Source organism: Streptomyces sp. NPDC127114 (genome assembly GCF_042677525.1).
Taxonomy (GTDB): domain Bacteria; phylum Actinomycetota; class Actinomycetes; order Streptomycetales; family Streptomycetaceae; genus Streptomyces.
In genome coordinates this window covers 200,072-219,204 of the sequence record NZ_JBHXTJ010000004.1, presented here as the reverse complement: position 1 = coordinate 219,204, position 19,133 = coordinate 200,072, and the positions used below count along the sequence as shown (strand labels likewise).

General features: G+C 68.8%; 19 protein-coding genes and 1 pseudogene. 10 read left to right on the top strand and 10 right to left on the bottom strand.

Annotated elements, in window-relative coordinates:
* Nucleotides 1-182: 182 nt before the first annotated feature.
* The 4 genes from ACFVGS_RS06525 (at nucleotide 183) to ACFVGS_RS06510 (ending at nucleotide 4,391) form a co-directional block, all read left to right on the top strand.
* The gene (locus ACFVGS_RS06525; RefSeq protein ID WP_385690999.1) at nucleotides 183-413 is read left to right on the top strand and encodes a hypothetical protein; all 231 of its coding nucleotides are present in this window, start codon (nucleotides 183-185) and stop codon (nucleotides 411-413) included.
* 718 nt (nucleotides 414-1,131) lie between these two features.
* Nucleotides 1,132-1,644 carry a hypothetical protein gene (locus tag ACFVGS_RS06520; RefSeq protein ID WP_385690996.1) on the top strand — a complete coding sequence of 171 codons (513 nt, stop codon included), beginning with the start codon at nucleotides 1,132-1,134 and terminating at the stop codon, nucleotides 1,642-1,644.
* Between the two features lie 417 nt (nucleotides 1,645-2,061).
* Nucleotides 2,062-2,967, top strand: coding sequence for a hypothetical protein (locus ACFVGS_RS06515; RefSeq protein WP_385690994.1), 906 nt, complete (start codon nucleotides 2,062-2,064; stop codon nucleotides 2,965-2,967).
* 5 nt (nucleotides 2,968-2,972) lie between these two features.
* Nucleotides 2,973-4,391 (top strand): radical SAM protein, encoded by a 1,419-nt coding sequence (locus ACFVGS_RS06510; RefSeq protein ID WP_385690992.1) that lies wholly within the window; start codon nucleotides 2,973-2,975, stop codon nucleotides 4,389-4,391.
* Nucleotides 4,392-4,407: 16 nt separating this feature from the next.
* Here ACFVGS_RS06510 and ACFVGS_RS06505 read toward each other — a convergent pair whose 3' ends face one another.
* Together ACFVGS_RS06505 and ACFVGS_RS06500 are read right to left on the bottom strand one after the other, a co-directional pair.
* Nucleotides 4,408-5,124, bottom strand: coding sequence for a class I SAM-dependent methyltransferase (locus ACFVGS_RS06505; protein ID WP_385690989.1), 717 nt, complete (start codon nucleotides 5,122-5,124; stop codon nucleotides 4,408-4,410).
* 108 nt (nucleotides 5,125-5,232) lie between these two features.
* Entirely contained in the window at nucleotides 5,233-5,697 is a 465-nt protein-coding gene (locus ACFVGS_RS06500; RefSeq protein WP_385690987.1) for a glycine-rich domain-containing protein, read from the bottom strand.
* A 183-nt stretch (nucleotides 5,698-5,880) separates the two neighbouring features.
* Here ACFVGS_RS06500 and ACFVGS_RS06495 point away from each other — a divergent pair.
* Nucleotides 5,881-6,418: pseudogene (locus ACFVGS_RS06495) on the top strand (transcriptional regulator); the annotation flags it as partial.
* A 303-nt stretch (nucleotides 6,419-6,721) separates the two neighbouring features.
* Here ACFVGS_RS06495 and ACFVGS_RS06490 read toward each other — a convergent pair.
* The 3 genes from ACFVGS_RS06490 to ACFVGS_RS06480 form a co-directional block, all read right to left on the bottom strand.
* Nucleotides 6,722-7,012, bottom strand: a complete 291-nt coding sequence (locus ACFVGS_RS06490; RefSeq protein WP_385690984.1) for an IclR family transcriptional regulator C-terminal domain-containing protein — start codon at nucleotides 7,010-7,012, stop codon at nucleotides 6,722-6,724.
* Nucleotides 7,013-7,047: 35 nt separating this feature from the next.
* Nucleotides 7,048-7,176, bottom strand: coding sequence for a hypothetical protein (locus ACFVGS_RS06485; protein ID WP_385690981.1), 129 nt, complete (start codon nucleotides 7,174-7,176; stop codon nucleotides 7,048-7,050).
* 300 nt (nucleotides 7,177-7,476) lie between these two features.
* Nucleotides 7,477-7,683, bottom strand: a complete 207-nt coding sequence (locus ACFVGS_RS06480) for a hypothetical protein (RefSeq protein WP_385690979.1) — start codon at nucleotides 7,681-7,683, stop codon at nucleotides 7,477-7,479.
* Between the two features lie 582 nt (nucleotides 7,684-8,265).
* Between ACFVGS_RS06480 and ACFVGS_RS06475 the strand changes: the two genes are divergently transcribed.
* From ACFVGS_RS06475 to ACFVGS_RS06465, 3 genes are all read left to right on the top strand, one after another.
* Nucleotides 8,266-8,781 (top strand): hypothetical protein, encoded by a 516-nt coding sequence (locus tag ACFVGS_RS06475; RefSeq protein WP_385690977.1) that lies wholly within the window; start codon nucleotides 8,266-8,268, stop codon nucleotides 8,779-8,781.
* The gene (locus tag ACFVGS_RS06470) at nucleotides 8,778-9,326 is read left to right on the top strand and encodes a hypothetical protein (RefSeq protein WP_385690975.1); all 549 of its coding nucleotides are present in this window, start codon (nucleotides 8,778-8,780) and stop codon (nucleotides 9,324-9,326) included. Before ACFVGS_RS06475 ends, ACFVGS_RS06470 begins: the two co-directional genes overlap by 4 nt.
* 800 nt (nucleotides 9,327-10,126) lie before the next feature.
* Nucleotides 10,127-10,540 carry a hypothetical protein gene (locus tag ACFVGS_RS06465; protein ID WP_385690973.1) on the top strand — a complete coding sequence of 138 codons (414 nt, stop codon included), beginning with the start codon at nucleotides 10,127-10,129 and terminating at the stop codon, nucleotides 10,538-10,540.
* 186 nt (nucleotides 10,541-10,726) lie between these two features.
* Here ACFVGS_RS06465 and ACFVGS_RS06460 read toward each other — a convergent pair whose 3' ends face one another.
* Both ACFVGS_RS06460 and ACFVGS_RS06455 read right to left on the bottom strand, forming a co-directional pair.
* Nucleotides 10,727-10,993, bottom strand: coding sequence for a hypothetical protein (locus ACFVGS_RS06460; protein WP_385690970.1), 267 nt, complete (start codon nucleotides 10,991-10,993; stop codon nucleotides 10,727-10,729).
* 427 nt (nucleotides 10,994-11,420) lie between these two features.
* Nucleotides 11,421-12,074 carry a TetR/AcrR family transcriptional regulator gene (locus tag ACFVGS_RS06455; protein WP_385690968.1) on the bottom strand — a complete coding sequence of 218 codons (654 nt, stop codon included), beginning with the start codon at nucleotides 12,072-12,074 and terminating at the stop codon, nucleotides 11,421-11,423.
* Between the two features lie 132 nt (nucleotides 12,075-12,206).
* On the opposite strand from ACFVGS_RS06455, the gene ACFVGS_RS06450 reads away from it, so the two are divergent.
* Both ACFVGS_RS06450 and ACFVGS_RS06445 read left to right on the top strand, forming a co-directional pair.
* Complete coding sequence (locus ACFVGS_RS06450) at nucleotides 12,207-13,217, top strand: hypothetical protein (RefSeq protein ID WP_385690966.1); 1,011 nt, start codon at nucleotides 12,207-12,209, stop codon at nucleotides 13,215-13,217.
* Nucleotides 13,218-13,282: 65 nt separating this feature from the next.
* Complete coding sequence (locus tag ACFVGS_RS06445) at nucleotides 13,283-13,504, top strand: hypothetical protein (RefSeq protein ID WP_385690963.1); 222 nt, start codon at nucleotides 13,283-13,285, stop codon at nucleotides 13,502-13,504.
* 368 nt (nucleotides 13,505-13,872) lie between these two features.
* On the opposite strand, the gene ACFVGS_RS06440 is transcribed toward ACFVGS_RS06445, so the two are convergent.
* The 3 genes from ACFVGS_RS06440 to ACFVGS_RS06430 all read right to left on the bottom strand — a co-directional run bounded on the left by ACFVGS_RS06440 (nucleotide 13,873) and on the right by ACFVGS_RS06430 (nucleotide 19,110).
* On the bottom strand, nucleotides 13,873-14,277 hold the full coding sequence (locus ACFVGS_RS06440; protein ID WP_385690961.1) for a peptidase inhibitor: 405 nt from the start codon (nucleotides 14,275-14,277) through the stop codon (nucleotides 13,873-13,875).
* Between the two features lie 1,028 nt (nucleotides 14,278-15,305).
* Complete coding sequence (locus ACFVGS_RS06435; RefSeq protein WP_385690958.1) at nucleotides 15,306-17,408, bottom strand: hypothetical protein; 2,103 nt, start codon at nucleotides 17,406-17,408, stop codon at nucleotides 15,306-15,308.
* A 70-nt stretch (nucleotides 17,409-17,478) separates the two neighbouring features.
* A complete protein-coding gene (locus ACFVGS_RS06430; RefSeq protein WP_385690955.1) occupies nucleotides 17,479-19,110 on the bottom strand; it encodes a hypothetical protein in 1,632 nt (543 codons plus the stop codon).
* Nucleotides 19,111-19,133 lie beyond the last annotated feature (23 nt).

The window sequence follows — 19,133 nt, the reverse complement described above, 5'->3', positions numbered from 1 at the left end:
CTGCTGCAGCGTCATGGGTTTTCTCGTTATTCCACAGCGCCAACCTTCAGTGCGACAGGGCAGCTGCCACTGCGGGGGCCAGCTGCCCCCTCCTGGCTGCATCGACTCTGGCCAGGAGCGGGAGCGGTGAGCCATGATCGCCTCCCACTCCCCACGGAGTATGTATGGAAGGGGGCGGTGGAATGGGTGAAGGCCGCAGAACCGTGGCGACGGTCGTACGCATCGGCCCACGGACGACGCTGGTCGCACTGTCCGGCTGGTACCGCGGGCAGATCCTGGCGTCGGTCGCGACCCGGGACCTCACCGCAGCCACGGGCATCTCGATGCACCCCGGTTCCCGTTTCTGGGTCACTGCGCAGCTCGATGCCGTCCGCGATACCGACCTCGCGTTGCGCGACTGGGAACCCACCTGACGCTCCCTGCCGAATCAGCGAGTGTTCTGGAGGGCTGGCCACCCGGGCGAGCTTGTTGGGCGCCGGCGGGGCAAAGACGGCCCGGACGGGGGAACGGGTCGCCTGCGCGGTGACAATGCGCTGTCACCGGCCGGTCCAACGACCGCGTGGGCGCAGGGGCACGGCCCCGTCACCTACGCCCGTCGAGGGTCGATCCGTACAGCCAGCGGCGGTCAGTGCTGCCCGTTCGTCAGCTGGCCTTCAGGTAGGCGCCGACGGGGCCTCCACTGTCGAGCGCCCCGCAGCGCAGGCTTGCTACACCGGTGAGCTCCAGGCGAGCGGCGGTTCCGCTCGCCGGGCCGCACATCGTGCTCACTTCGGCTTGGACGCGCGCCGGCGCCATGCCCGTACAGCGGCCCCGGCTGCCTCGATCACGGCGGCCGCAGCAAGGTTCGCGGGCAGCTCCGTCACAAGTCCGTGGACAACGTCAACCAGCAGGTCCTACACAAGGACCTCCCCTACTCGGGCACCCGGCGGGTGCTTCGAGACGACCCTCCACCCGACTTTGGGGGCTCAAGTCGGCGCTGCGTGATCGCTGCCAATACTCGGACAGCAGCCGCCCAACCCCGGACACCAGCCCACTGATTCTGTACAGTCCTGGACAGTTTTGGACGGCGGATGGGAGTGAGTGATGGGTCGGCGCGGCGTTCTGACGAAGCCCCAGATGGACGCGGGGCCGGTGAAGAACCTCCTCGAGAGCCTTCACCGCCTGCACCTGAACGTGGGGCGCCCCAGCGTCTCCGAGATCTCAGAGAAGTCGGGGAAGCCGACGGATGGCGACGGCTACCTGGGCAGGAGCACGATCAGCTATGTGATGTCGACGCCGCGGCTGCCGAACTTCCGTAAGATGCAGCGGCTTGTCGCCGTGCTGGTGGAGTTCGAGCCCACGGGCTCGATGGACCTGGACTTGACCATCACTGAGTTCAGCAACCTATGGAAGGCGGCTGCGAGGGCCGAGGACAGTCCGCCGCCCAGCCGCCGTGTCCAAGAGCTACGACAGACGGCCAATGCCTACCTTCGGCTCGCCGATCAGTACCAGAGAGCGGAGCACATGGGCGGCCGGGTGATCTCACAGCGCACCATCGCCGACGAGTGGGCGTACGTCGCCGAACTCAGCGCTCCACTCCTTGGCGATGACCACCCTGTCACGGTCGAGGCCCGCGAACGTGCCGGTAATACCGATTCGGGCTGATCCGCAGAATGCGGGATCCTCCATTCTCTGGGGCTCGCGCGGTTCCGGGTCCTCGAAGCGAGGCCAGCGCCCCACAAACGTGGAAGCCACCGACCGTATGGGCGGCTCCGGGCAGTACCTCCCGATCGTCAGCTGGCCTTCACTCCTGCACACGGTCGGCAGTACGCGCCTCCCCAGTCGTTACGTTCTGGCCGATCGCCACAAGCACCCCCGGCTCGTGCACCCGGGGCGTAATGCGAGCAGAGATCAGCCTGCTGGAGGCGTCGATCGAGCGGAGATCAGATGATCCCGAGAATGCGGCACGGGGGTGGAAGCACGAGACGACGCGGAGTGTCCGAGACCCCGCTCTGGGGGCATGCTTTACGTTGAGCGCGACTCTCTAGGGTGTGCCGCGATGTCTCTAACCAGGAGGATGAAATGCCACATCATGTCGGCGTTGACAGGGACATTTTGTTTTTCAGCGACCGGCATTTCACCGCAGGAGGTGTCACTGACGGGACCTTCCCGGCCACGGCACTGACTCAAGGCGCCATCCTGTTGCTGCGGGATATCTTCTTCCCGGAAGCGGGAGATCAGCAAACAACTCCCAGTGAGGACGATCTGACGCTCCTCATCGGGCGAGGATTTCCTACCCTGAGCCTGGACGAGGCGCGGGCGGCCGGCGAAGCCCTCGTGCGGGACGTTCCGTTCCTCACCAGCGTCGCCGAGTCCCCCACGCTCGGAGAGGTCGAGGTGACTGATCACGAGACCAGTGGTTGGCTGAACCTAGCCGTCGAGGAGCCTGTTTTTCGGGCAGCCGGGACGCTGTACCGCAGAACAGTCGGCAGTCAAACCGTGTACTTCTCGGTTGGAGCGCAGTCTCTCGCGGGAGTTGTCCGGCCCAATCCGAGCCTCGCCGTCCTTAACATGGACGCAACGGGTGTCCAGTTGCACATGGCAGAGTCATCGAAGGGCCCGGCGTGCGGGGCTTGCGGGGTGTGCGGCACATGCATCATTTGCGCCGAGATCAATTACGCGGTTGCCGGCGTCTCCGCCGTCGCACTGACTGCTCTGACGTCCGTGGCCGAGGAGTTGGTTGCCGCGCGCAAGACGTACTCCGAGAATCGTGACCGCCCCGCGCCCGGCGCGCCACCCCAAGACGGGCGCAAACCCCTGTTGACCCGAGCGGCCGAACTAGAAGAAGCGCTCGCACCCTTGCTGAAGATCGCCGACGAAGCAGCTGGCGTCGAGCTGCAGCGTGGCAAGTCGGGCGGTGCCCACCCGTCATCCAGCTCCCCCGCGCAGCAGCAGGCGATGCCCAAGACTGCGCCGGGGGAGCGATGACGGGCGTGAGCACTGTGACCGGCTTCCCCTTGGTTAATGCGGGGATGGAGATCCACAGGACCGCGGACGGCGGATACCTGCTCGTCGGTGCACACCGACAGTTCGAGGTGGAAGAGTTCTTCCTGAGGTTCCTGGAGCTGGCCGACGGAACCAGGCCCAGCGCCACAATCGCCGAGACCTTCACAGAGGAGCTCGGCCCCCTTTTCGGCCCGACCTTCGCGCTGAAGGCGCTCAACACCGCGGTAGAGGCAGGTCTGTGCACGATCGTGGACCGTCCACTGCCCGAGGGGGCCGGGATCGGCCGGCTCACAGGGTCGCGGGACGGCTACCACCCCATGCACGCCACCTTGGAGATCATCGAGACCTGCAACTTCACCTGCGAACACTGCTACTACTCGTCCTCTCCCCTCAAGAAGGGGAGGCTCGACCTTCAGCAGGCCACCGAGCTGATGGATCTCATGGCGGAGCGCGGGGTGCGCGTCATCGAGCTAACCGGCGGCGAGTGCACCATTCACCCGGACTTTCGAGAGATCCTGGCCCGGGCTGCCGACCGGTTCGTTCTCGTGGCTGTCATCAGCAACGGCTACCTCCTGGGCACTCGTCCATCACTGCGCGAGCACGTCGCCAGTTTCGACAACGTCGCCGTCCAGATCAGCATCGACGGGCTGGAGAAGCACCACGACACGTGGCGACGACACAAAGGATCCTTCGCCGCCGCCACAACCGCGGCCCGAGAGTTGGCCTTGCTTGGCGTCCCCGTCCGCGTCGCCAGCACAATCACCGAGAATAACCTGCACGAGATCAAGCCCCTGTTCGAACTCGTACGGAGCCTTGGAGTTGCAGCAGCCGCCTTCTCTCCTGTCGCTGCACTGGGACGCGGATGCAACGTGTCAGACCCAGGGATGGGCTCGGAAGACCTCGTTCGGGAGATCAACGAACAGCTCGCCGCCTTCGCCCAGGACCCGTTGCTGACCAAAAGCCCCCCAGCGCCCACCCTCGCCACAAAGACCCCGACGCTGAACTGCGGAGCCGGATCACGGTCCTACGCCATCGACTACGATGGAAACGTCCGCGCCTGCAACTTTTCCAGAGACTCCAAGAAATTCGGAAACCTGCTCAACGACTCCTACGATACGGTGTTCAACCAGGAAGCAAACTTCCTCTTCCGTAACGCTCCCTCACCCGGCGGAGCCGAATGCCAAGGCTGCGACTACTATCACTACTGCCGCGGATGTTTCGTCAAAGCATTCATGACATCAGAGGAACACTATCCCGCATGCCCATGGAGAAAGAAATGGTTCCCCGGCATGCCATTGGGCCTCGACCCCGACCGGAAACCCGCCAGTCGGAAACTCCTGCCGCTGATGGTCGAACCCGCCCAACCGGAATTCCACCACTGCGGATGCGGTCCTTCGGGTAACTAACACACCCCTCCTGCTATCAGCGGTGCCCGGCGCACGCTCGCGGCGTTGTAGCGGGCAGGACGGCGGTCACAAGCAGGGTGGCGACCGCCCGGGGGCCGGCACCGGCAGGCAGCTCCTCGGCGGTGACCCGGGTGAACCCGGCCTCGTCCAGCACCTTGGTCCACACCCGCTCTTGCAGCACCCACCGGCGCATGGTCGTCGCCTCACCGTCCGCCGTCTTCGCCGGGATGTCGGCCGCCGTGACGTCCGGCTGCGCGGGCGCTCCGGAGAGGTAGTGCGCCAGGGTCGAGAAGACCAGGAGCCCGCCGGGCCGCAGCGCGCTCGCTGCGGCCGGCAGCAGTTCGCGCGGGTCGGTGAAGTCGACCGCGCCGAACACGCTGTAGACCACGTCATACGTGCCTTGCTCGGCGCGCAGGTGGGAGACGACATCGCGGTGGACCAGGCGCAGCCGTGGGGCGAGCGGGCTGTAGAGGTCGGTGGCCATGGCGTGCTGGGCGGCCGAGGAGTCGACCGCGTCGATCCTGGCCGGGGCGTGCTGGCTGGCCAGGTGTGCGGCGTGGCGGGCGGCTCCGGCGCCGAGGTCGGCGACCGTCTTGTCGGTGATGTCGCCGAGGAGTTCTGCGCCGGGGCCGGTGTCCTGGCCCCAGATCCAGTGGAAGGCGTCGGGGACGGTCCGGTCGGTGGCGGCGCGGGCGCGGCCGAAGTGGTGCCAGAGGTCGGGGGCTGTCGTCACCTGCCCATCCTGGCTGAACCCGGCCCGGCGGTGCGGCCGTTCCGGGCAACGTCACCCGGACGCGACTCAGGGGCCCGGACCAGTGTCCGGGCCCCTGAGGGTGGTGGTTCAGTGCGAGTCGTTGCCGGGGTGGCAGGGGCCGCAGTCGGCGGCGTCCTGCCACAGCGGAAGGTCGACCTCCCAGCCGTCGCGGGCGATGATCTGGGCCGTCTTCATGACCGACCCGTCGTTCTTCATCTCGACGAGGGGCACGTGGTGCAGGAACTGCCCGGCGTTGTACCGGTCGCACAGCTCGGCGTAGGCGACGGTGTCGAGGATGATCGTGTGGACGCCGATGTCGACGAGCTTGCTCGGGGCCAGGCCCAAAGCCTCGCCGCGGTGGGTCATGGCGGTGATCAGGTAGGCGTAGCCCTGACCGAGAACGCGCGTGGCCATGATCGAGTCGTAGGGGTAGTCCCGCATCAGGAGTCCGACCTGCTTGTTCCACAGGTCGGCCGGCACGAGGTCGCGGGCGGAGCGGGCCGGGCCGGTCGCCGGGTCGGCGGCCGGAGGGATAACGGCTGCGGTTGCCAAAGGTGCCTCCGGTGGACGGTGCCCCGCGACGTGCGGGGCGATGTACCGTGGACACCGCGCGACACTGGCCTGTAGTTATCAACTGCCGTGTTCTGCCAAGCGTTTGCATGGTGTGCAAGCGGGCTCGACACGTGATGTCTGGCGCTCGTACCGTGGGGCCGCCCGGTCGTGCAGCGTGGGAGGCAGGACCGCGGCGACGAAGCCCAGCGGCTCATGGAGGCGGCAGCGGCGCGCGTGGAGGCGACCGGGCTGCGCACCGACGCGGCCGCGTACGCGCAGATGCTGTGCACCCTGGCCTACACCGCCGCCCGAGCAGGACGGCGGGGCGATGCCATGGCCATGACGGAAGAAGCCCGCCGGGCCGCGCGCCGACTGCCTCCCACCGCGCCGCCCGGCCGCCGTCGATCTCTACTCCGTCGGGGTCCACTGGGCCCTCGGCGACGCCGGCGCGGCCCTCGAAGCGGGCCGAAACCTGCGGCCGGAGCACTTCGCCACAGCCGAGCGCAAGGCGCGCCTCGGGACCGACATGGCACGCGCCTGGTGGGCCTGGGGACGGCCCGAGCAGACCGCCCGCGCCCTGCTCGACGCGCACCGGGCCAGCCCCGGAGAGGTCCGCGACCGCCCCGCCATCCGGAGCATCATCACCGAACTCGCCGAGCGGCACCCGCGTACCCCTGGCGTCCGCGAGCTGCACGCCAGCGTGTCCGCTCCCAGGGTCTGAACATGGGACTGACAGCCGCCGCGTGCCGCGTCACCCCGCCCTCCTGCTGAGCTCCGGCAGCGTCGCACTCCTGTCCTTCGCTGGTGGGCGAACGGCGCCGGGTACGGCTGCGGACGGCGTGGGGCCTCGTGGGTGGATACTGCGGGCCTTGCTGCGGGCGTGGCGGGAGGTGAGCTCGGCTGGGACTCGGAAGCAGCCTGGCGACGAGCAGCAGGCTGCGTGTCCTCGGCGAGCAGGTGTGCGAGGAGGATGCCGGTGGCGCGGTGGCCGAGGGTGCGCGCGGCGTCGACAAGGCGCTGGTGCTCAGCGGCCGGCCGGGACAGCGCGATGCTGGAGGCTCGGCCGGGCAGTCCGAGGGCGTAGGCCACGCACAGCGCGGACTCGGAGTACTCCAGGAGGTCGAACTGGGCCGAGTGCGGGCCGGGGGCGTCGAGCGTCTCGATCAGGGCCGCGGCGGCTGGTGATCGTCCGCTCAGTCAGCGCGACGGAGGGGTAGCGGGCGAGGTGGTTCATACGGCCGCTGAAGTCGAGCTGAGCCAGCAGGCTCTTGCCCACGGCACTGGCGTGGGCGGTGTCGCGGAAGCCCGCGCCCATTCGTCGACGGGGGGCGCGGTGGTGCTGAATGCGGATTACCTGATGGTGATCTCTCCGTCGGTGTAGGTGCTGACGTAGACGGCGGCGTCCAGCTCGTCGCGGAGCGCGCCGAGCGTGTCCTGCAACACGGTCTGCTTGGGGTCGTTGCCCGTGGCCAGGATCATCAAGGGGCCGGGGAAGTGCACGGTGTCGCGGGATTCGACGAAACCCGCCGCGCTGCGGGTCGTCCTCCTGCCGGACGGTCACTCAGTAGCGGGCGAGGTGCAGGGCAGGGCGTCGTCGGCCCGGTCGATCGCGACCATCAGCCGCGCCTCACCGTCGGGGTCGTTGTCGACGTTGTCGTCGAGGGCGATGCGGCGCTCCGGTTCGGAGCCGAGGCTGCCAGGGCGTCGTGGATCCAGCTGACGTCGGCCACCAGCTCCTTGCCGTGCACGACGCAGTCCTGCGGGCGGGCGGGCTCGGCGTCACGCAGTACCGGCGGCCGGAGCCTCGCCGTCCAGGAGCGGACCGAGGTTCTTCGCGTTCGCCCGGGCGGTCTGTATCATGCCGGCCGCGCCCTGGAGCGACTCCGCAGCGGCCGCCCAGCGATCCAGGACAGCCGGCGGCTCGTAGAGCGGGGTGAGGTTCGCGTCCGCGAGGAGCTGCTGGCAGGAGGCGGGGGGCGGCACCACGGGCCGAACCCGGCCGCGATCACAGGCAAGCCGGACATCCTAGTCGCGCGTCTCCTGAGCCTCCCAGCAAAGACGGGCGGCCTGTAGACCACCGGCTCCTGACGCACTCGATGTCCGTATATGGCCCCGGACCGCGCGGGCGGCGCAGGAATCGAACGACGCGGCCGCACCGACCAGGTCAGGCGACCGGGCCACCTTCGGTTCCTCTGGCTCTGGCGAGCCGATACAGGAGGCGGGCAAGCCGGTACAGGTAGCGGAGGGTCCAGCCGACGACGACCACGGTGACCATCCCGAAGATGACCAACGAGATCGTGTCGCCCAGATCTTTGTCGCGCCGGTCATCACGCGTGAAGAACCCATTGCGAGCCAACCTTCCGCCGGGCGCCGCCGCCCGAAGCCCCCTGCTCGGCGCGGGCGCGCGCCGGGCATCCTCCGGCGCGGGGGCGCGCCCGCCCGTCCGGGTGATCTACCGGGTAATGCCCAGCGGGCGGCCGCAGGCGGCCGCTATGGTCGGCTCTCCCTTCGGGGAGAGGAGGGGCACGCGTGTCGTTTCCGCAGGTGGCAGTGGCTTTCCCTGGAGCGGTGGAGCTGGCGACCGCGGTGGTGAACTCGCCGTACGCGACGGTCGCGGCCGCGGCAGCGCCGTGCGTCCGTGGCGAGAGCGAGACCCTAGGGAACTCGGCGGTCGACGAGGGCGAAATCCGGTGGACGCAGGCCACGAAGTACGACGGCCTGCGCAAGCACTCCATCACTGAGTGGAAGCGGTTCCGCACCATCAACATCGCGGCCGACACCGCAATCACGATCAACGACCTTGAGTTCCGCCACTACAGCGCCAACGACGGGCGCGGCAGCTACTGCGAGCCACACGGCGCCACGGCCGCCACCGACTACATCTACCTGAACACGTACCTGCACGACGGCCACTACAAGGACGAACCGCGGATGCGGCAGAACATCGTCGTCCACGAGCTCGGGCACGCGCTCGGGCTGTGCCACAAGGCCGACACCGTGGACAGCGCCCTGCGTAAGGACGTCAGCACCAAGCACGTCCCCACCGCCGTCGACCACGGTAACTACAAGAAGCTGTGGGGATGATGAACCGCACCCTCCTCCTGGTGCTCGCCGGGGCCGCCGTGCTCTGCGGATCGGCGACCGCCGCCTACACGGCCCTCCAGGACGACACCGTCAACGTCTCCGCCGTCTGCGTACCCGTGGAGGAGAACGACCGCGACCGCGCCGGCCTCGCCGCCCACCTCGCGGTCGTCACCGTCGATCAGACCCTCAACGTCGCCGCCCGCGACGGCTACCACGAGTCCCTGTCCCGGATCCGCCTCATCGAGAACCTGAAGGGCACGCTGCCCGCCGCCCTGGAGGTGACGCAGACCGTCGACCGCAGCAGCGCCGGCGCGCTCGTCGCGGCCGCCGACTACAGGCAGCCCCTGCTGCCCGGCCACCGGTACGTGATCGGGATCTACCAGCATCCCGGCCCGACCCCGGACGTATGGCTCTCCACCCAGGCCGACGGCGACCGGCTCGACACGGTCCGCACCCACTGGAAGGACGCCATCGCCCACCAGAATCCGCCCCGCTCCCACCCGCACTGCAACGACGTCGTCACCCCGGCCACCGCGGCCAGTTGAGGACCACAGGCGAAGAAGTCGAGCCCGGGCCGGGTGGCTGCCGGGCCCCGTTGGGGCGCCACGTCCCCGCCGGCCGCCGCCAGGCGCTCGCGCTGCTCCTCGGCGAGGAACCGGCTCCGGGACGAGCAGCAACCGGTCGTCGTCATCGAGGACGGAAGTCCGGCACGTCGTGTACTGCGGCACGAGGACAACTCGTAGAGGATGAGAAGCGGCCACGCGCAGAATCAGAACAGCAGCTCTTCCTCCACCGGCTTCGGCTCCTCGAAAGGCAGGAACACCACCCCGCTCGGCTCGGCCTCCCCCACTCGTACCCATGACAGAGAACCAGGTCGAGTGCGCGCTCGCAGGGCCGCGGATGCTTGTGATCGACGAACCGCCAGGTATCTGGGTCCACGACGACGGAGCGGTGGCAGACAGGGCCGGTGATACGCGGCCATGCGGGCATGACGAAGTTCCCTTCCCAGAGGGCGTGACGATGGAGGAGGCACCCCGGGAATCGGGGCGTGCGTGGAGCGTAGGGGCGTCGGCCGACGGTGGCGAGGACGCGATACGGAAACCGCCAGGAGGGGCATCGCTGCAGGTGAAACGCCACGAAGCGCCGTGAAAGCCCAACTACTCAACTTGATTGGGTGATGTCGGGTGGCGTGGGCCATCGGTCACCTGCGCCGGTGACCGCCGACCCACATGGGCTGGCCGTCGGTGTGCATACTGTGACCGGCAGAGGGACCGTCGTCCGACCAAACGGCGATGGGTGGGGCTGATAGGCCACGGGCCGGGCCGGACGATCAAGGAGACCAGCGATGGATGTCAAGGAATGCTGGCGTCGCTACGGGCTTCGCCCCGTCGGCGCGGACCTCGACGAGATTCGTGCACTCCTCAGAGAGCACACAGCGCGTGAGCGACGCGTCCAGGGCGCGGGCGACACTGAGCTGATGAGGCTCTGCTGCTTCCAGCTGTTCAACAGCGGCGACCTCGACGACGTGCTCCTGATCTGGAGTGCGAAGCAAGCCAGCTTCGACGCAGCGTGCTCGATCGACATCGAATTCCTGCTTGGGCACGGGCTCGACGCGACGAAGGCCCACCTCTCGGCCCACCGTGCACCTGCTGCGACCGCGGCACTCGATCGACTGCGCGAGCTCGAGGCAGGCGGTGAATTCGAGGGCTTCTCAGTGGAGGAGCGCTCCGCCGACTACGACCGGTACTACGGCGACTGACGAATTTGCAACGCCGGTCAGTCGTCCGTGATGAGGCCGGTGCCCGCAAAGCAGCTGTCGACGTAACCGGGCCGTACTGGATCTGCTTGAGCCTGCGCTTCACGGCCCTGGTGATCTGGCGCAGGTCGGCTGCGGCGAGGTTGCCGATGTCGCGTGTGACCAGCGACCAGATGCCCTCCCGCGGGCTCAGGTCTCGTCGGCGGGGAGTTGGAGCACTGTGAGCCAGGCGGCATTCGCGGCGATGAACTCCCGGATCCCGGAGGTCAGGTGAAGGCGGACGTTGTGCCAGACCAGCACGATCGGTCCGCCGAGCGGGATGCGTGCACGCACCAAGAGGTCGCGGAGGTCCCGCCAGCCGAAGCCCTTCGGCTCGCCCTTGCGCCCGCGGTACTCGCGGATGGCGTAGATCAGCCGGGCCCGCTCGCCCGACTTGTAGCGGGTCGTACCCGCCATCGACAACCGTCCGGAGCCGCGGCCGCGAACCCGGACGACCGGGGTTCGGCCGATCCGTCCCCAGGTTCGAGAGCGCGGCGGCGTCATCGACTGGCCGGCCTCATCCTCGAAGACAACCCAACCGTTACACGCCGCCGCACAGCTCTTACCCGTGGCCAGACCTCCTTCTTCCACTGCCGATCCGCACCAGCCTGAGGGCAAGCTTCCCAGCGCGGTTGCTCGGGGAGCCTCCCCGTCTGCTCGGGGAGCCTCCCCGTCCGGATCGGTGCCCTCTTCATGCGCGTCGGTGTGGTCTGGTGCTCCGGTCGTAGATCGTGACCTGACGCGGCGCCATCTACGCTGAACCGGCCGATTCGGATGGTGATGGGCAGGTGCAGGCATGTTCCGGATCTGCTGTTTGTCCGGCGGATGTCCGCGTTGGTTCACGTCACGGCTGGGTGCTTCGCTCGGCGGCGTCGAACGCGGGCGCGAGCGGGGCCAGTGCTGCGCGGAGCTGGTCGGGCAGTGAGCCGGAGGGGACGACGAGTCCTGCGGCGGTGACACTCTCGGCGGCCTCTGCGTTCCCTGCCGGCCGGAGCCAGCTTTCCAGCGCGATGCGAACTGCCGCGGCCACGCTTGCCGCGAGAACGCGGGCTGTGTGCGCTCCTGTGTCACCGAGGCGTTCGGCGATCACCGCCGTGAGCGGGGGCTCGATGTCGGCGGTGGTGTCGAGGAACGCGTCGCGTAGCGCGGGCCGGGTGGTGATGAGCAGCAGCGCCCGCTGTTCGCGCTCGCCGGTGTTCGTGTACTGCTCGACCACTGCTTGGGTGATGGCGTCGGCCAGGCGTGCTCCTGCGGGGCGGGCCGTGACCGCCGCCGCGATGCGCGCCTCCCGGTCTGCGGTGACGGCGGAGACGATCGCCTGCTCGCGGCTGGCGAAGTAGTTGTTGTAGGTGCGCGGCGAGACCCCGGCCGCTTCGGCGATGTCCTCGACGCGTACCTGGTCAGGTCCGCGCTCCAGGGCCAGGCGCAGGGCCGCCTCGCGTAGCGCCTTGTGTGTGGCCTGCTTCTTCCGCTCGCGTAGCCCTGGTGGTGTCGTCACGGTCTCAGCGTTCCACACAGGGCTGCGTGCACGCAAAGTTGCGTATCCGCAAACTTGCGTGCGCGCACTTTTCCTGTCAGCCTCGACCCTACCGAGACCGACAGAGGGGATGTCACCGTGCGGGCAAGAGGAATGACCTACGACACCGGATTCGTCGTGAACGGCCGGATATCCCGCGAGCACTTCGACCCCGCGGTGGTCCGGCGTGAGCTCGCCATCATCCGCGACGACCTGCACTGCAACGCCGTCCAGATCATCGGCGGTGACGCGGACCGCCTGGAGCTGGCCGCCGGTGCCGCCGCCGAGCTCGGCCTGGAGGTCTGGTTCTCTCCCTATCCGCTGGAGCTGGATCCGGAGCAGATCCTCACGCTCTTCCGCGACTGTGCCGAGCGAGCGGAACGGCTCCGGCAGCACGGGGCCACGGTCGTGTTCGTCGCAGGAGTCGAGCTGAGCGTGATGAACCGCGGGTTCCTGCACGGCGAGAGCCCTGAGGAGCGGGTCAAGCAGCTGATGGGCCGGCCCGAGCGGCGGGCCGAAACGATGCGCGAGCTCGGTGTGCGCATCAACGCGTTCCTCCGCGACGCCGCGGCCACGGTCCGCGAGCGCTTCCAGGGCCGACTCACCTACGCATCCATCCAGTTCGAGCAGGTCGACTGGACTCCCTTCGACATGGTGACGTTCGAGCTGATCCGCTCCGCCGAGGTCGCCGACCGGTTCCGGGAAGCGGTGCGCGCCCTGGCTCAAGGCCCGAAGCCGCTCGCCATCACCGGGTTCGGCACCGCGGCCTACCGCGGCGCAGGCGACCGCGGTGGACGGGTGCTGGAAGTGGTCGAGCACGACCCGAAGACCAAGGCCCCTGTTCGGCTGAAAGGCATATACGAGCGTGATGAGGCCGGCCAGGCCGCATACCTGAGCGAACTGCTGGAGATCTTCGAGACCGAGGGCGTGGACAGCGCGTTCGTGTTCCTGTTCGCCTTGCCCGGCTACCCGCACCGCCCGGACGGTGACCCCCGGGACGACCTGGACCGGGCCGGCCTGGGCATCGTCAAACTCCTCGAAGGGCGCCAGGGGCAGACCTACCCCGACATGGAATGGGAACCCAAGGCCGCCTTCGCGGCAGTGGCGCAGCAATATCGGAAGTGACCGGACCGGCGCAGGATGACCAGAGCTCGGGGTCTGCACCGCCCCGCAGTGCGGACCCCGAGCAGATGGAAACGGTATTCGCCGACGACGCGACATCATCGAACGCTGCTCCAGCCGGCTCAAGCAGAACCGGGGACGCGGCGGTGCACGCTGTGGGCTGTGCCCAGGAGCTGACGCCGCTGCTGCGCGGCTTCGACCAGGCTGGCCATCGCGGCGAGCGCATTCGCGTCACAGCCAACGTCGCCATGAAGGCATGTTCGGCAGAGGACAGCTGGTCTGTCGCGTAATGACTCGCGCGCAGCGTGTCACAGCGGGACGTTCCCCAGTGAACCGGATCACCCGCTTGGACAAGTCTTGCGGTGATCGCCGGACAGGGCGCCAACCGGGGCGCTTCCCAGGCGGAGGAGCAAATGCCGCCCTTGCACTGGTAGCGGTTCACCGACCCGTGAACGGTACCGCTGTGCTCGACGAGCCATGCGTGGCCCTCGGCTGGCCAACTCCAGATTCCTGGGGTCCTCCCGCGACCTCGCATCTGAGGCGTCCCCACCGGCCCAAGTCCGTCGCCACACAGCCGCCGTGGACTCGGGCGGCATCGCGGTCCGCCAACGCACTGCTGCTGGTGGGCGGACATCCGCCCCACCAGCCGTGTGAACTTCTAGAAGAAGTCGCGGGGGTCAGCGCCACCGGTGCAGATGAACTCCGAGTGGAGAAAGGCGTAGTGGGAGGTCGAATTGCTGGAATAGTGACCCGGGCTGATCGTCGCCGCACTGAGGTAAAGCGATCCTGTGTACTCCCAGAGTGTCGCCTGGACCGGCAGGTTGTTCACGTAGGAGCTGATGCCGTTCCAGGGATCCGTGAGGCCGTAGTCGATGAGCTTCCAGCACTTGTAGGTGTTCGTGGTCTCGAACGCCATGGTTCGGAACTCGGTGCTGCGGTAGAGACACAGCTGGTTGGAGCCACACCCTCCCACTGCCGTAGCGGGCGTGGTGGCCGCCGCCAGCCCTGTCACTGCCAGACCACCGGCAAGTGCCATCGACGCCATCTTGCGCTTCAGGTTCACTGACGACTCCTTAGTTACGTGGGAAGGTTAGTTACGGATACAGGCGCACAGGCGAGCCCAGAGCGCGCCCTGTCTGCGCGAGGTGCAAGAGCAGTTGTCCTCTGAGGGGTTCCGGGGCCTGAGTCTTGCGGCGGGGAGCCGGCCCTTTCAAGAGTCTGAAAGTGCAGGTAATTGGCCAGTCTGTCGTCCGCTGGGAACGAGAGGTGCTCAATGAAGTGCGCGACTGGCGGCTGCAGAGGATGATGGCGGTGACGTGCCCGCCGGCGATGGCGCGGATGATGCCGTCGTCCTCGCCGTACGGCTCGGAGGCCGCGAGCGGGTCTTCCTGAAGGCGCCAGAGCTTGGTCCTGCTGCGGGCGGCGCGAGGTCAGCAGGCGTAGGTGACGCCGTCCGCGGCCGTGTTCCAGTTGCAGGTGCTGATGCTGCCGGTGGCAGCGGTGTCGTCGCGGGTGCCCGGCTTCTTCAGGCGCAGGTCGGGGTCATTCACGGTGCTGGTGGTCAGCAGGGGGGTGTAGAGGCTGCAGCCGCGGTAGATGTGGTGGTTTGCGCTGCTGTCGCGGTAGTTGCGGCCGCTGCCGGTGCGGACGTAGGCCTTGGCACCGGCCGGCAGGCAGGCAGTAGGTGGGCAGGGTGCAAGACGCTGCCGCAGATGCAGCCCAGCCCTCACTACACCCCACCCACACCCTGCGCTACACCCCCGGCCAGGGCAGCAGGTCCGGGCGGCAGCCTCGCGGTGTTCGGCCATGCGACGGGCCTCCTCCGCTTGAGAACACCGCGACCGCCCCGGCCGGGAAGGACCGGGGCGGTACGGAGGAACGCCGTTCTGCCGAATCGCCGGAGCGGCAGATGAAGGCGATGTGCGCGCTCGGTCCGCCGTGTGTTACCCGAGGCCGACGTCGTCCAGGACGAGGTTCCGCCCCCGATCTTGGCGGTTCGCTCCGCGCGTCGCCGTCAGGCCCACGCCATCCACGATGGCGCTTGCTCGGACGGTTCCACGAGGCCGGACCGGCGGCTCAGTGCGGAGCCGGTCACCGTTCACCCTTCAGCGGGACGGGCAGGCGCGCCTGGTTCGTCACCAGGCCCAGGTTGAACCAGCTCTTGAACTTGTTGCTGTACGCGGAGTTGGGGACCACCTCGTCGAGAACCAGGCCCGTCCGGCCGTCCGGGGTGAGACCTCGTGCGGTCATCTCGTAGGCGACGGGGACCGTGCGCGCTCCCGAGTACTTCGGCATGACCTGGTACCACACCACCTGGCCGGCATCGACGGCGTTCCTGACCCGGGTCTCGAAGGTCAGCATGTGTTGCGGAAGCCCCGGGTCGTCCTTGGCGATCGGATAGGCGTTGGCCGCCCGGGTGCAGGTGGACAGGTTCCTGAGATCGAGACCGCTGCCGTTGAGCTGGTTGCCCAGCAGATGGCAGGCGTTGCGCCAGAACCTGACCTTGTTGCCGTGGTACGCCATGGTGCGCGCCGCCCAGTCGTACGCCGGGGGCTTCACCTTCCTGACGTCCGTGAGCGAACCCAGGTTCTTCGCCAGGTACGCCTTGTCCAGGCACGCCGTCGTGCCGGTAGGCCGGTCACCGTTGGTCGGGTCGGTGCTGCCGAGGTCCTGCCAGCCTTCCGCGCCCCTGCGGCAGTCGAAAACCTGCGGCTTGTAGTCGCGCTCCTCCGGCTTCTCCTTGACCTTGTCCAGGATCTTGCGGGCATCATTGACGGTTTTGCGGGCCTTGGCGGCGTTCTTGGAGTAGCGGGGCAGCTTCTTGACGGCGTTCTTCACCGCGCCGTCCAACTTGTCCATCTTGGTGACGGCGCGGATCACGCCAACCGGCTTCACCGCGGAGGACAGGCACGCGAAGAGGGCGCTCACGTCCACATCGAACGACGTGGCCGCGGAGAGGCACTGCTCGACATCGTTGACACCGATGACGTCGAGGAGAACGCCGAGGCTCTCGTTCTGAAGCCACTCACTGAGCGACATCCGCTCCAGGTCCCTGGCACGGCGGAACTCATCGAGGTACTCCTGTCCGCGCTCCTGGAGCAGCGTCTGCTCGTCCTTCAGCTCCTGGAGCTCGGACGAGGGGCCGCCGATGTACTTCCAGGCCTGCCCCTCACCCTTTTTCTCGCTCTGGAAGAACGCCCTGCGGTCAGGCGAGAGGCCGATCGCGTGCTTGTCGTTGACGGCGAAGATCGCGCCCGCCGATCCCGAAGCGCGCCACCGCCCGGGCTCGCCGTCGTACTTGTAGAGCGCGCCGTCCGTCGGGCTCGTGGCGAAGAGGCCGGCGCCGCCCGCGAAGAGCTCACGGGCCGGGCCGCCGATCTTCTCCCAAGCGGTACGGTCCTTCTTGTCCTGCTTCCAGCGGAAGACCGCGCTGCCGTCCGGGGAAACCCCGTACAGGTCGTGGTTGTCCACGGCGAACGTTGAGCCGGGGCCGCCGATGCGCTCCCATTCATCGCGCTCGCCGCCGTACCTGTAGATCGCACCGTCCGTCGGGCTGGTGGCGAAGAGGCCCGCGCCGCCCAGGAACAGGCGTTTCGCCGATCCGCCGATCCGATCCCAACCGCCGCTCCCCTTCGACCACTTGAAGACTCCGCTGTGGTCGGCGGCCGCGCGGTAGACCTCGTCCCCGTGCACCACGACGTCCGCCGACGCGTCACCCACCCGCGTCCAGGAGTCGGGCTTCCCTCCGTACTTGAAGACTTCGCGCGTCTGCGGGCTGATCGTGAAGAGGCCGGCCCGGCCCGCACTGATGGAGTCGGCAGGGCCACCGATCCTTGTCCAGTCGGTGCCGTCGTCCTCCCGCTTCCACACACTGCCGTGGTCGGCGGCGAGGGCGTATACGGCGCCCTCGCCGGTCACGGCGAGCTCCGCGCCGTAGCCCACGTCGGAGTTGGGCGCGGGGTCGGGGTCGGTCGCCGGATCGGTCTCCGGGTCGGACTCGGAGCCGGCCACCGGGGCCGGGGTCGGGGTCGGGGCCGGGGTCGCGGTCGGGGTCAAGGGCTGTTCCACGGGGAAGCTGCCCATTGCCCGCCTGCGCGGCTCTCCATGATCGGCGCTCACCGGGACCGCCGTCAGCAGGCTCGCCGCCACTGCCGTGGAGATGAGCACGGCTATGCGGGGGTTGATTCTGGACATGGCTGATCACGTCTCCTCTCGGATGTTGGAAGGTGTGGTGTGGTGTGGTGTGGTGTGGTGTGAGGGCGGCTCAGGTGCTCGTCGGCGCGCCGACCGGCGTCCAGGCCGAACCGCCACCCGTCCAGCGGAAGACCGTTCGCCCGTCGGGGCTGAGCCCGTACAGCTCGCCGTCCGCGCCTGCCGCGAACGTGGCTCCGGGGCCGCCCACCTTCGTCCAGGAGTCCGCGCTCCCGTCGAACCGGTACAGGTCTCCGCTCTTCGGGTTGGTCGCGAACACCCCGGCCCGGCCCGCGTACAGCCGCACCGCCGGGCCGCCCACGCGAGCCCACGTCGCGCCGTAGCCCGTCCAGCGGTACAGGGCCGAGCCGTCCGGGCTGATCCCGTAGACCGTGCCCCCGTCGACCGCGAACGTCGTCCCCATGCCGCCGATCTGCCTCCACGCGCCCGCGCGGCCCAGGAACTTCAGGAGGCGACCGTCGTCCGGGTTGGTGGCGAACAGGCCCGCCCCACCCCCGTAGATGTGCCGCGCGGGGCCGCCGACCGCGGTCCAGCGGCTTCCGCTGCCGGTCCACCGCATGACCGCGTCCCGCTTCGGAGTGAGCCCGTACAGCGTGCTGCCCGCGATCGTGAACTCCGCGCCGGACGAGCCGATCCAGGTCCAGGAGCCCGGTCGGCCGTTGTACTTGAAGATCCGGCCGTCCTTCGGGTTCGTCGCGAACACCCCGGCCCCGCCCGCGTACAGGCGTCCCGCCGGGCCCCCGATGCGCCGCCAGACGCCGCTGCTGCGCTCGTACACCGCGCTCCGGTCCTCCGCGAGGGCGTAGAGCCGCCGGTTGTGCGCCGCCAGCGCACCCAGCCGGACGGCCTTGCGGGCGGCGGGCCCCGAAGGCGCGGACTCGGCGGGCTTGGCTGGACTGACGGGCCTGACGGGCTTGGCGGGCTTGGCGGGCTTGGCGGGCGGCCGGGGCGCCGCACGCTCAGGAGCCGGGGTGGAGGCGGGCGGGAGCGGCTGGGGCTTCGGCGCGGGCCGGGGCGACGGGGGCGGGGGCGGGGTCGCCCGCAGCCGGCCCGCGTCCGACGGCTCCGCGGAGGTGTCGACCACGTGGTCGTAGCGGCGGGCCTCGTAGCTGCCCGTGGGGTGGCCCGACAGAGTGGCGTCGTCCAGATCGCCCTCGCCCCGGTTGGTGGGACGGCTGCGGCTGCTCTGCTGGTAGTACGTGAACTCTCGGCCGGCCCGGTCCGTCCACCCGCCGAAGATCAGCACGTGCCGGTCGGAGTTGAGGATGTCGCCCGGCTTCAGCTCGGAGAGGCCGATCTTCTTCGACACCGCGCGCAGGGTGTGCGTGGACCGGCTGTACGGCAGCTGCCAGGCCATCGAGACGAAGCCCGAGCAGTCCTGCCGGTAGTACCCGCCCGTGGCCTCGTCGGACCACCAGCTGTACGGGGAGGTCAGCCCGTTCGTGCTGTACGGGACCTCCTGCGCCACCCATGCCTTGGCGCGCTCGATGATCTGTTCGCGGGTGACCTCGCCCCCGGGCGCGGCGCCCCGGCCGATGGTCCCGGTCTCGGTGGCTTTCCGGTCGCCGGCCTGGACGGTCTGTGCCCGGACGGGCCCTGAAGGGACGGCGGTGGTCAGGAGTGCGGCGACGAGCGTCCCGTACAGGACGCGAAGGCTCGTCTTACGCATGCGTGTGTTGGGCAAGGAAGCTCCTGGAAGTGGCGGGC